At 53.6% G+C, this 12,041-nt stretch carries 10 protein-coding genes; all 10 read left to right on the top strand.

Translation table 11 applies throughout. The features are described from left to right. Window positions 1–26: 26 nt before the first annotated feature. The 10 genes from MKY96_RS21010 to MKY96_RS20965 all read left to right on the top strand — a co-directional run bounded on the left by MKY96_RS21010 (window position 27) and on the right by MKY96_RS20965 (window position 11,860). On the top strand, window positions 27–518 hold the full coding sequence (locus MKY96_RS21010; protein WP_340942965.1) for a pyridoxamine 5'-phosphate oxidase family protein: 492 nt from the start codon (window positions 27–29) through the stop codon (window positions 516–518). A gap of 174 nt (window positions 519–692) precedes the next feature. Beyond that, the gene (locus MKY96_RS21005; RefSeq protein WP_340942964.1) at window positions 693–1,250 is read left to right on the top strand and encodes an RNA polymerase sigma factor; all 558 of its coding nucleotides are present in this window, start codon (window positions 693–695) and stop codon (window positions 1,248–1,250) included. Continuing rightward, complete coding sequence (locus MKY96_RS21000) at window positions 1,232–2,416, top strand: DUF4367 domain-containing protein (RefSeq protein ID WP_340942962.1); 1,185 nt, start codon at window positions 1,232–1,234, stop codon at window positions 2,414–2,416. The genes MKY96_RS21005 and MKY96_RS21000 overlap by 19 nt, the downstream gene beginning before the upstream one ends. Window positions 2,417–2,617: 201 nt before the next feature. Continuing rightward, a complete protein-coding gene (locus MKY96_RS20995) occupies window positions 2,618–3,967 on the top strand; it encodes an ABC transporter substrate-binding protein (RefSeq protein WP_340942960.1) in 1,350 nt (449 codons plus the stop codon). Window positions 3,968–4,150: 183 nt separating this feature from the next. Beyond that, a complete protein-coding gene (locus MKY96_RS20990) occupies window positions 4,151–5,113 on the top strand; it encodes a carbohydrate ABC transporter permease (RefSeq protein ID WP_340942958.1) in 963 nt (320 codons plus the stop codon). After that, window positions 5,110–5,955 (top strand): carbohydrate ABC transporter permease, encoded by an 846-nt coding sequence (locus tag MKY96_RS20985; protein WP_340942957.1) that lies wholly within the window; start codon window positions 5,110–5,112, stop codon window positions 5,953–5,955. Before MKY96_RS20990 ends, MKY96_RS20985 begins: the two co-directional genes overlap by 4 nt. Window positions 5,956–6,155: 200 nt before the next feature. Further along, complete coding sequence (locus tag MKY96_RS20980; RefSeq protein ID WP_340942955.1) at window positions 6,156–7,919, top strand: sensor histidine kinase; 1,764 nt, start codon at window positions 6,156–6,158, stop codon at window positions 7,917–7,919. A 42-nt stretch (window positions 7,920–7,961) separates the two neighbouring features. Next, window positions 7,962–9,566 carry a response regulator transcription factor gene (locus tag MKY96_RS20975; protein ID WP_340944681.1) on the top strand — a complete coding sequence of 535 codons (1,605 nt, stop codon included), beginning with the start codon at window positions 7,962–7,964 and terminating at the stop codon, window positions 9,564–9,566. A gap of 112 nt (window positions 9,567–9,678) precedes the next feature. Next, window positions 9,679–10,761 carry a Gfo/Idh/MocA family protein gene (locus tag MKY96_RS20970; RefSeq protein ID WP_340942954.1) on the top strand — a complete coding sequence of 361 codons (1,083 nt, stop codon included), beginning with the start codon at window positions 9,679–9,681 and terminating at the stop codon, window positions 10,759–10,761. Between the two features lie 418 nt (window positions 10,762–11,179). Further along, entirely contained in the window at window positions 11,180–11,860 is a 681-nt protein-coding gene (locus MKY96_RS20965; protein WP_340942951.1) for an RAP domain-containing protein, read from the top strand. The last annotated feature ends 181 nt before the right edge of the window (window positions 11,861–12,041 follow it).

The raw sequence follows: 12,041 nt of genomic DNA, 5'->3' as shown, positions 1-12,041 counted from the left end.
ATCCTGGAAGAAAAGAGGCGGTTAAGATGTCAACTACACACCATAGTCACGAGGAAGCCGTTGAGACGGTCCGCAAGCTGATCAAGGGTATTGATATGGCTATGCTTACCACGATTTCGGAGGAAGGGCTGGTCTCCCGGCCCATGAAGACACAGGAGGTTGAATTCGACGGAGACTTGTGGTTCCTGACCAAGAAGGATACGAGCAAGTTCGGGGAGATTCTGTATGATCCCCGGGTGAACGTGGTCTATGCAGATAAGTCCTATGTCTCCATCCGTGGAACGGCTGAGATTGTAACCGACGTGAACAAGAAGAAAGAGCTCTGGAGTGCAGGGTACGATACGTTCCTGAAGACAAGCTATGATGACCCGGATGTGATTCTGATTAAAGTCCATGCCGAAGCGGCGGAGTACTGGAAGAGCGGCAACCTGGCCGAGAAGGCGGTATACATGTTCAAACGGATGACCGGCCAGGACACGGACAAGCTGAATCTGAATCAGACGGTCGAGCTGGAATAGAGTAGACAGACAGACGGTTTTGGAAGCTTACAGGTTCATAGGTTCTGCAACGGAGAGATCAACAGAGTTCATCTGGGGGTCTCTTTTTTTGCTGTGGAGCCGTAAATAAGATCATTGTCACATTACATACTGCTCATGTGTTATATCTATATGTTTCGCAGAAAGGAGACTATCGTGGACGCTATTGGAGACAAGATTAAGAGGATACAGGACGGGGAAGGAGGCCTTTACTCCGATGTGATCAGGCTATACCAGCAGCGGATTTACCTCTACTGCTATCGCTTGCTGAATAACAAGGAAGAGGCGGAAGATGCGGTACAGGACATCCTGATCAAGGCCTACCAGAATATCGGACAGTACAAGCCGCAGGCAGATTTCGCATCATGGCTCTACAAAATTGCTTACCATCACTGTCTGAACCTGCTGCGGCGGCAGAAATTCCAGCAACAGGTGCGGAAGCTGCTCCGGCAGGAGGTTACGGTGAAGAGCGCCGAGCAGACGGCCCATAACCGGCTGTTCAGCGAGCCTGTCGCGGCCGCCCTGGCGAAGCTCGGTGTGGACGACCGGAATTTGTTGATCCTGCGGATTTATGAAGATAAATCATTTGCGGAAATCAGTGAAATTCTGGGTGTGAGTACGGCTACCGTACGCAAAAGATATGAACGGACGAGGGGAAAGCTGAAAAAAGCGATTGAGAGAAAGGAGAAACAATTATGGGCAAGCGTGAATTAACGCCGGAGGAGCAGTTTCTGAAGGAGGGTGACCGTTCAGCACATTGGAACACCGTTGATGTTCATGAACCAGTCATGAAGGCGCTCGGGCTTGAGGGGGCCTTGTCTGCTGAAGAAGACGAGAACCTGCTGCAGACCCTTCCGCCAAGCGAAGAGGCACCAAAAGTAATGCGCAGAATGGAAACAAGAACCGGGCGGAGACAGAAGCGGATGCCGGTGAAGGGCTGGGCGGCGGCGGTCCTGGCACTGGTCTTGCTGGGCGGGGGCTATACCCAATTGTCCGGCAAACTCCAGCAAGGGGCTGAAGCCCAGAGTTCGGATGAGGTCCGGCAAGGGGCCGGAGCCCGGTATAAGGTGCTGCCGTATCAGCCGCTTCCGGCGACGGCTTCCGGCGGAACGCTGATTGAGAAGGCGAAAGAACCCTTGAAGCCTTATATTCCAGAAGCACAGCCGGGTATAGAGGATGAGGCCAACCAGAAGCTAAGTATTCTCTATAACCAGAAGTATTCAAAAGGGGCAGAGCTTATGAAGGAGCTGCTGCTTCCTGGAGAGTATGCCACCTATGTAATTACGCGTGATGACGAGGAGGGAGAGGGGAGTATGAACATGTACCGTCCGCCCCTCACGTTCAAGGACTATACCGCCTATAAGACCAGTGTAGATGAGCACAACGCTCCGGTCCTGGAGCAGCCGGCGTATCTGCCGGAAGGGTATGCCCTGGACGAGGCAATCATCAAGCCTTCTTTCTTAAAAGTTCCGGATGTGCAGGAGCTGGAAGGCGGAAACGAGAGGGACCTGGGAGACAGCTTCCGGTTAACCTGGAGAGTGGAGAAGGCGGAGAACATTGCCTACCCGTATTCCTCACTGGTATACAAGAAGGGGGAGGTCCAGGTAAGAATCAGTGTCTCGCGTGTGGATGACAACCAAAACCCGGCAGATCCGCTGTCGTGGAGTGAACATACAAAGATGGAAAATATTGAAATCGAAGGCAGACAGGCCGTTTTTTCGGATGACTCCGGCAACAAGGAACTTGACTTGGGGTATAAGTATAAGCTGGTTTGGTCTGACCCCGGTGCAAAGGTTATCTATTCTGTGATCTCCGGCCAGGAGAATGCGGAGCTAACGAAGGATGAGCTTATCGGCATTGCTGCCAGTATGATGAAGTAAGTAACGCAGAGTTGACACTCAGGGCTGTTTCGCTATCTTAGCATAGCGGAGCAGCCCTTGAACGTTTATGGCCTGTCTACAGGACGGCATATTCGTAAGATTTTATAAGAATTCGTGCATCGCTCTCCTATGAACTTCCAACCTGTCTTGTTACTATAGCAATGTAGCAAGAGAATACAGATGTATACAGGAGGGTTAAAGATGTTGAAATGGAAGCGTTCTCTTTCGGTCCTGGCGATGACAGCGATATTAGGTACACTGGCTGCCTGCGGCGGCGGAGGGAATAAAGTAAACAATGCAGGAGGGGCTACAGAAGCACCTGCCGGCACCAATGCTGCTGCGACGGCTGCTGCAACGGAAGCGCCAAGCACCAATGAGCCGGTCAAGCTGCGGATTATGTGGTGGGGCTCCCAGCCGCGTCACGAAGCTACCCTCGCCGCCCTGGAATTGTACACGAAGAATAATCCGAACGTAACCTTTGAGCCGGAGTATTCCGGTATGGACGGTTATCTGGACAAATTATCCACGCAGGCTGCGGCCAACAATGCACCCGATGTGGTTCAGCTTGACCCGGGCTGGATGCCGGACTGGATGGCCCGCCAGCAATTGGCCGACCTGGCTCCTGAGGTGGATGTCAGCAAATTCGATACGAAGCTGCTGTCCGGCGGACAGCTTGACGGCAAGCAGTACGCTGTTCCGCTCGGTTCCGTAGCCTTCGGTATGGTATATGATAAAGCGGCTATGGATAAGCTGGGGATTGCGAATCCGGCCAACGGCTGGACCTGGGATGAGTTCTTCGCTTTAGCGAAGGAATCCAAGTCCAAGCTGCCGAAGGGTCAATATTTCACCCTCGACTATGCAGGTAACTATTTCATGTACTCGGCGTATCAGTATGCCAGAGGCAAAGGGCAGGTCATCACGGATGACGGTCACTTCAACGTGGATGAAGCCACCTATCTGGACTGGACCCGCAAGTTCGAAGAGCTCCGCAAGGAAGGGCTTGTTCCTCCGGCGGATGTGAATGCCTCCGATAAGGAGAATGATCCGCAAATGGATCTGCTCGCAGCAGGCAAGGTGCTGTTCCGTTACAGCTTCTCCAACAATCTGGGAACCTGGGACAGCATTAAGCCAGGAGCCTACGCACTTGTAACCATGCCACGTGCCGAAGAGGCCGGAGGCTGGCTGAAGCCGTCGATGTACATGGCAGTCTCCAAGAACTCCAAGCATGCTGAAGAAGCCAAGAAATTCATCAACTGGTTCGTGAATGATGCTGAGGCTGCCCAAATCACCAAGACCTTCCGTGGCCTCCCGGCCAACAAGGATAACGCCGCTCTGCTGGAAGCGAATATGAGCGATCTGGATAAGGTAGGCTTGGCTCTGCTCCGTGCTACGGAGCCGGATGGCCAGACCTGGTCGGCCGGAGCCGGCGGCTGGACGAACTTCGTGGATAAAGACTGGGTACTGGTCCGTGACCAGCTCAGCTTCGGTAAATCCACACCGGAAGAGGCGTTCAAGCAGCTGAAGGAAGCCTCGCTATCCTACGAGAAATAAGGTATGAACTGTAAGCCCGGGACAGCAATGTTCCGGGCTTTATCTTTTTATAACGCGGCTATACTCGTGTTTTCGAATTAATCGTTATATTTTGAAAGAATTCGAGCATTGCCCTCCTTTAGCCGGAGTGTGGGCCAATACTATACTTAAGCTATACAAATTGACCACAAGAGGTGACCACAGATGAACCGCTCCACAACCACTTTAGCCCAAGCCTCGCCAGCGCCGAAAAAAAGCTCCTATTTCAAAAGCCGGTGGAACGCTCCGCTTGCAGGCTATTTGTTTATTTCGCCCTGGCTGATCGGGTTCCTGGTACTGACGGCGTATCCGTTGTTCTTATCCCTGTACTATTCGTTTACCGACTACACCCTGATGCAGCCGATGAAATGGATCGGGTCCCGCAATTACGAACGGATTTTCACCGCAGACCCCAAATTCATTCAATCCGCCAAAGTCACAGTCATGTATGTGCTGGCCTCCGTGCCCCTTAAGCTGATTGCGGCCCTGCTCGTGGCCATGATACTCAGCAGAGCGGTCAGAGGGATCAGCGTCTACCGCACAGCGATCTATTTCCCTTCTCTAATCGGAGGCAGTATCGGGGTATCGCTGCTCTGGCGCAACATCTTCGGGGTAGACGGGATTTTCAACAAGCTGATTGCTGTCTTCGGCATCGAGGGCAAAAGCTGGATTACCAATCCCGACACCGCGCTTAGCACACTGATTCTGCTGACCGTCTGGCAATTCGGCTCCACCATGGTTATTTTCCTGGCAGGGTTGAAGCAGATTCCCAATGACTTGTATGAAGCTTCCTCGGTAGACGGGGCGAACAGGTTCATTCAATTCTTCCGCATTACACTGCCTATGCTGTCGCCGATTCTATACTTCAACCTGATCATGGCCGTGATCAACGCCTTCCAGATGTTCACCTCGGCCTTCGTGATTACGAATGGCGGTCCGATGAACGCTACATATGTATATGCCATGTATTTGTATGAACGGGCCTTCAGCCGGTACGAGCTGGGCTACGCTTCTGCACTGGCCTGGATTATGCTGGTCGCGATCGTCGCTGCAACGCTGCTGATCTCCTACACCTCGAAGTACTGGGTATTCTATGAGACTGACACTGGAGGGAAAAAACGCAAATGACAACTCTGAATTGGAAGCCTGCATTCCGGCATGTGTTCATGATTCTCTTCAGCTTCATCATGGTCTATCCGATTGTCTGGTGGATCGGAGCCTCGCTGAAGGACAGCACCGAGCTGAGTTCACCGGGAATCTTCCCGTCCGTCCCGCAGTGGGAGAACTTCACCAAAGGCTGGAACTCAGTTCCCGGACATACGTTCACTGATTTCTACCTCAACACCTTCTGGCTGGAAATTATGGTGCTGATCGCAACGCTGTTATCCTGTACGCTGGTTGCCTTCGGGTTCGCCCGGCTGGATTTTCCGCTGAAGAAATTCTGGTTCTCGATTCTGATGCTGACGCTGATGATGCCGGGCCAGGTGCTGATCATTCCCCAGTACGCCTTGTTCCATCAGCTGGGCTGGGTGAACACGTATTTGCCGTTTGTCGTTCCCCATCTGCTGGCGGGCGGGGCCGGCGGAAGCTTCTTCGTCTTCCTGCTGATCCAGTTCATCCGCGGTGTGCCCAAGGAGCTGGACGAATCGGCCAAAATCGACGGCTGCTCCTGGTTCGGAATTTTCTGGAGAGTGGTCATGCCGCTGGCCTTCCCGGCGGTCGTTACGGTGACGATCTTCTGCTTCCTGTGGAACTGGGATGACTTCCTGGGACACCTCCTGTACATCAACACGGTAGACAAATACACGGTGGGCCTTGCGCTGCGTATGATTAATGACTCCCAGTCTGCAGCCGAGTGGGGCCAGCTTCTGGCCATGTCGCTTGTCTCTATTGTTCCGGCAACGCTTGTGTTCACCTTCCTGCAAAAGTATTTCGTGGACGGGATTGCGACAACAGGCATAAAGGGATAAGATGCAAGTGGAAACGACTTTGCCGTCCTTTTAAAGGGCGGTACCGTTTCAGCGAGAAATAGAAGGATAAGTTATGGTGTGCAACATATAAATTCTTATATTTTTAAAAAACATCCGTCCGATAACGGTAAAGCGCCTGAGCCTTATTCGACGCTTTACCGTTTATTTCGTGTGAGCCGGAGGCGAAGGAAGGGGATCACTTGACCAATCCTTTTAAAAAGTACAGGATCGACCGTCTGTTTTTTCACAGCTTTGCCATTATAATTATTCTGGTGATAGCGGTAACGGCTTGGACCAGCTACAGCAATTCCTCCAAGGCCCTTGTACAGACCACCTCCCATTATCAGCAGCGGCTGCTGGATGAGTTGAACAATGAGATTACCACCCGGCTCGATATGATTGAGCAGATCTCACTGTCCACCTCACGGGACAACGAGCTGACGACTTTTCTGCTGAACAGGCAGGATGATTTCGAACGGTACCGCAAGCGTGTAAGCGTTGAGAGTGCGCTTGGCAATTTGACCTATGCCATTCCGTTGATTCAGGGGATTGACCTGTATATGGATGAGCCGATGCCGAGCGACGGCCAGAGCTATATCCAATTCCGGAATATTCGCGATCTGGATAAGCAGTCCTGGGCCAGGAATCTGGTGAAAAGCGATTTCGCCTGGTCGGGGGAACATTCCATTCCCAGTGTGCAGGGAGACATTCCGGTGCTTAGCTTCGCCCGGAAAATCATGAACGAGAACGACTATCTCGGTGTGCTTGTCGTTCATATTAAAGCCAGGGAAATCCGTGCGCTGCTGACCGGCAACTCCTCCGGGTCGAACCGGATCATGGCGGACAGCGCCGGCAAGCAGATTCTGAGCATCGGGGAGACGCTGGAGCAGAGCGAGTGGTCGAAATGGATCGACCTCAAGAGCAACAAATCCGGCTATGTCCACATTCCCGGCGATAAGGATACCGGCAATACGCTGCTGGTCTACTCCAGAATGGATAATTCCATCTGGACGCTGATTGAGTTCACCTCCTGGAAGCAGATTACGGCAAGCAGTCTGGAACTGGCGGAATGGATCGGGCTGATCGGGATTGGAGCGATTCTGCTGGTCCTGCTATTGACGCATTATCTGAGCAGGCAATTCTCCAAGCCGATTAAGCAGCTTGTAAGCGCTATGAGAATATATTCAGTCGGCGGGCACAAGGAGGAGCTGCCAAGCGACTACGAGAATGAATTCGGTTATTTATTCTCCGGCTACCGCAAGCAGACCGAGCGTATCGAGGAGCTGTACCTGTCGCTGGAGCGGCGGTATGAGCAGCAGCGCAAAGCGGAGATTGAGGCCTTGCAGGCCAATATCAATCCCCATTTTCTCTACAATATGCTGGACCAGCTTAACTGGATGGCCATTGAGGCGGGGCAGGATGAGCTGAGCCGGATTCTGGAGCTGATGGGTCAGATGTTCAGGATCGGCTTATCCAACGGGGCGAGCTTCATCATGGTATCGGAGGAATTGCAGCACATCCAGTGTTATCTCGAAATCCAGCAGCTCCGCTGGGGCGACGGTCTGGAGTACACCATCGAGGTGGAACCGGGGCTTCAGGAGGCTTATCTTCCCAAGCTCACCCTGCAGCCGTTCGTGGAGAATTCCATTGTACACGGCTTCAATAAGCAGCGCAGCGGCCATGTGTCGATCTCCTTAACTAAGGTAGAGGAGACGCTGCAGATTATAATTGATGATAACGGGGCAGGCCTGAAGCAGCCGGAGGCGCGGCCGCACAGGCGGCATACCGGCGGCTATGGCATACGGAATGTGAGAGAGCGGATTGCCGGATATTTCGGAAAAGACTACGGGATTACGCTGCAGGAACGTGAAGAGGGAGGGACCCGGGTAGAGATTGTTCTGCCGCTGCTCACAGAGGCTCCGGCACAGATACTGACTGCTTCTCTCGCTGCGAAGGAAGGCTGATAAGGATGCTGCGGGCCAGAGAAGCTTAAGGAGGCAGACATGATGTGGAAGATCGCTATTATTGACGATGAGCGCCAGGTACTTCAAGGGATGAAACGGGCGATTCCATGGGAGGAGCTGGGGGCGGAATGGGCCGGTGAGGCGCTGAACGGGGAAGATGGTCTGGCGATGATCCGGGCAACCAGCCCGGACATTGTAATCACGGATATCTATATGCCGGTAATGAGCGGCCTGGAGATGATGGAGCAATTAAGGAACGAGGGCTTCAAGGGCAAAATCATTATTCTGAGCGGTTATTCAGACTTCGAGCATGCCAGACAAGCCCTTCGGCTTCAGGTCAGTGACTATGTCTCCAAGCCGATCAGCCTGCCTACGCTTAGAACGATCCTTCACAAGGTTATTGCAGAGCTGCTCAGAGAGCAGGAGAAGGTGATCAGACAAGGCGAGCTGGAGCTGAAAATGATGCTGTATGAGCCTTTTGTCGAGAAGGAATGGGTCCGGTCCGCTGCGGTCGGCACCCTGGAGCCTTCGTACCGGAACAATTCCCATCTTCCGCCCTCGTATCATTACTGGCTGGAAGGCAGGCATGCAAGCATCGGGATCGAGCTGATCCGTGATGACCGGGCCAGCTCCTTCTCGGTCTCCGACTGGAATCTGCTGCGCTTCGCAGTCAGTAACATTGCCTGTGAGGTTACGCGCAAGCATTACGCTAATATGGAATACACCGAGCTGAACAGCTACCGGGCCTTGCTGATTATTCATCCTGAGGCAGAATGCACGCAGCAGCTGGAGGAGCTGGGGACCCGGCTGGTCGACAGCATCCACTCGTATCTCAGGCTGGTAGTCCGTATAGGGATTGGAGGACTGAAGGATACCTGGACGAAGATTCCAGAATCGACGGAGGAGGCGTTCCGCGCTATGGATCACGGAGCCTTACGGATCAGTCCGGCCTATGAGGTGTACTGCTACCGGGAGAGCCACAGCAGCGGGCAGGACCGCGGGGTGCTCTTCCCGGTGAAGTTCTCCTACAAGCTGGCCGCCGCGATGAAGGCTTCACAGGAGGCGGAGGCGCAGCAGCTTGTATACGGATACATTACCGAGCTGCAAGCGGAGCAAGGGGTCTCCGCCAGCTACGTACAGATGCTCGGCAGCGAGCTATGGGGCATTATCACCTACTCCCTGTATGAGTCCGGATTCGTGCTTGATGATCTGTTCACCAATGACCAGATTGCCCAGGAGATCGGCAACCTGGCCATACCCGACCAGCTGGCAGGCTGGTTGTCCGCCAAAATCACAGCCATCTGTGCCAGCCGCCAATGGAAAGGCAGCAGCAAGCACCGGCAGGTCGTTGATTTCATGACGAACTACATTCATGAGCATTATGCCGAGGAGCTTACGCTGGCTGATCTGTCGGATAAAGTGTTCATCTCCCGGAATCATTTGTCGATTATTTTCAAGAACATTACCGGGGAGACCTTCAACAACTATCTGACCCGGGTACGGATTGAGAAGGCCAGGGAGCTGCTCATGGAACGCAATATGCTGGTCTATGAAGTGGCGGAGCGGGTTGGCTACAAGAACATTCCTTATTTCAGCACGCTATTCAAGAAGATCACCGGGATGAATCCCACGGAGCTGATCAAATGATGACACATATAATCCGCTAGAGACAAGTATGATGATAGAAGCCGCGATGACGGAGCAGGGACTTGCGGCTGAGCTGCATCAACATCAATGAGTCATCAAGGAGGACAGGGGTATGCCCGTTAACTTCAGCATTATCGGCGGAGGGGGATTCCGCGCACAGTATTATTTACGAATTGCCCGGGCCTTGCCGGACCTGTTCCGGATCGGCGGCCTTGTAGTCAGGGACCGGGCCCAGGGACAGGAGATAGAAGCGGCGTGGGGTGTTCAGACATACCGCTCCCTTGACGAGCTGCTGCGCAGTGAGGACCCGGATTTCGCAGTAGTCTCCGTCAGCGGCGGGGCGGCAATGAACTATTTGTACCGGCTGGCCGAGATTGGCCTTCCGGCACTTACAGAGACGCCGCCTGCCTCCAGTCTGGAAGAGCTGGAGCAGCTGCACAAGGAGCTAACCGTGCACGGGGCTTGGATACAGGTTGCAGAGCAATACCCGTACCATCCGGTTCAAGAAGCACGGCTGTCATTGATCCGCTCTGGCAGGCTAGGCAGAATCACGGAGACGACGGTCTCGGTATCCCATCTGTATCATGGGGCAGCCCTGATGCGCAGGATGCTTGGCATTGGGTTCGAGGAGGCGGTCATCCGGGGGATGCGGTTCGACTCCAGCTGGGTCGGCGGCCCAACCCGCAGCGGCCCTCCGGCTGAAGACAAGCTGATTCCGCTGCACAGGGAACTGGCCTGGCTGGATTTCGGAGACTGCTTAGGCATTTACGATTTCACCAAGGACCAGCACCGCTCCTGGACGCGCTCGAATCATCTTAGCGTGCGCGGAGAACGCGGGGAGATCTTCGACAACCGGGTGCTGATCCAGCAGGAGAATCTGGTGCCTCTGCAAATGGAGCTGAAGCGCATCAACCGTGGAGAACAGGAGAATGCCGAAGGCTATTACCTCCAGGGAATTATTTGCGGAGAGCAATGGCTGTATAACAACCCCTTCGCCCCGGCTCGGCTGTACGATGACGAGCTCGCCATTGCGTCCTGTCTGGACAAGATGGCCCTCTATGCCGCTGGCGGCCCTAGCTTCTACGGGCTGGAGGAAGCTTCGCAGGATGTATACCTCGGCAAGATGATCGAGAAGGCCATAGAGTCCGGCGAAGCCGTAAGAGCAGAGCGGATGTGCTGGGCGGAGGGGAAGTAGGGTTGTGGCAGGAGTGTAGCTGCTGGTTATGCTGCTCACATTCTGGCCCGGCTTGAGCTATTGCTATGGCTGAATGTGTGCTTGATCAAACTTCGTTCCGCTCAAACCCCGGCCTCATGCGGACATTGGCCCCGCCATTTTCGCAGTGTGAGGTACATTTTCGAAGTGAGAGGTACGCATGAAGCGAAGTTGATCTTCCGGTGAAGGATGTTATTGACGGTTGCAGTGTGGCGATACTATAATTTGTAAAACGGATGAAGCACATCCCGCGCCTTGATTGATTGGGTGCGGGATTTTTTGTGCGCGAATATGCCCGTAACTTTAGGTTCTGACGCCCCCGGAAGTGAGTGGAGACTGGTGGGATGATCAAGCCCAATTTGCGGGGGGAGAGCTGATTTTATAGAGGAGGAAGAGAGAAATGGGATTTGCTGAAGAGCATCAGAGATGGCTGGAGTATCATAAGAAACGCAGAACTGGGGAACGTCTGGACCGGCTGGACCGGGGCCATCGGCATGGGGAGCAAATGTTTGTGGAGCGGGTATGGTGGCCGATTTTCGGGAAGTTGGATGATCTTCATCCGGAGTACGAGGTAGCAGACTGGCGGGGCAGGCCGTATTTTGTGGATTTTGTGTGGAAGCCGGGACAGGTTAAGTTCGCTATTGAGATCAAAGGATATGGGCCGCATGTTCAGAACACGGACCGGACCCGCTATCGCCAGGAGCTGAACCGGGAGATGTATCTGCAGATTGCCGGATACCGCGTCATCGCCATCCCGTACGATGATCTGGAGTCTGCACCGGAGCAGACCATCTCCCTGCTGAAAGCTTTGCTAACCCCATGTTTGTTGAAACAGAGGGCTGAGGGCGGATGCCAGTATAAAAGGATAGAGCGCGACATGCTGCGGATGGCGAGCCGGATGAATGGCATGATCCGGCCGGTGGATGTGGTGAAGGGGCTTGGTATTGATCCGCGAACGGTGAAGAAAAACTTGAATAGTTTGTGTGACAAAGGCAAGCTTGCGCCTGTCTTGTTACAAGGAAGTAATAGAATCTGCCGGTATGAGCTTGTTCCATCTATTATGGATAATGAGATATGGTAGATAGTAAAGTCTGATCCCGCCAAAAGTGGGCGTGAGGAGTAAACGAGAGGGATAAATCCCTCTGATCCCGCCGCAAGTGGGCGTGGGGAGTAAACGAGAGGGATAAATCCCTCTGATCCCCCCGCAAGTGGACGTGGGGAGTAAACGAGAGGGATAAATCCCTCTGATCCCGCCAAAAGTG

Source organism: Paenibacillus sp. FSL R7-0302 (assembly GCF_038006885.1).
Classification (GTDB): Bacteria; Bacillota; Bacilli; order Paenibacillales; family Paenibacillaceae; genus Paenibacillus_AQ.
The sequence above is the reverse complement of the archived record's forward strand: the minus strand, read 5'-3'. Positions and strand labels throughout refer to the sequence as shown.

What these genes read in the sequence shown, in the direction of transcription:
- MKY96_RS20990 (WP_340942958.1), top strand. Translation starts at nt 4,151, where the DNA reads ATGAACCGCTCCACAACCACTTTAGCCCAAGCCTCGCCAGCGCCGAAA.
- MKY96_RS20970 (WP_340942954.1), top strand. Translation starts at nt 9,679, where the DNA reads ATGCCCGTTAACTTCAGCATTATCGGCGGAGGGGGATTCCGCGCACAG.
- MKY96_RS20995 (WP_340942960.1), top strand. Translation starts at nt 2,618, where the DNA reads ATGTTGAAATGGAAGCGTTCTCTTTCGGTCCTGGCGATGACAGCGATA.
- MKY96_RS21010 (WP_340942965.1), top strand. Translation starts at nt 27, where the DNA reads ATGTCAACTACACACCATAGTCACGAGGAAGCCGTTGAGACGGTCCGC.
- MKY96_RS20975 (WP_340944681.1), top strand. Translation starts at nt 7,962, where the DNA reads ATGTGGAAGATCGCTATTATTGACGATGAGCGCCAGGTACTTCAAGGG.
- MKY96_RS21000 (WP_340942962.1), top strand. Translation starts at nt 1,232, where the DNA reads ATGGGCAAGCGTGAATTAACGCCGGAGGAGCAGTTTCTGAAGGAGGGT.
- MKY96_RS20965 (WP_340942951.1), top strand. Translation starts at nt 11,180, where the DNA reads ATGGGATTTGCTGAAGAGCATCAGAGATGGCTGGAGTATCATAAGAAA.
- MKY96_RS20985 (WP_340942957.1), top strand. Translation starts at nt 5,110, where the DNA reads ATGACAACTCTGAATTGGAAGCCTGCATTCCGGCATGTGTTCATGATT.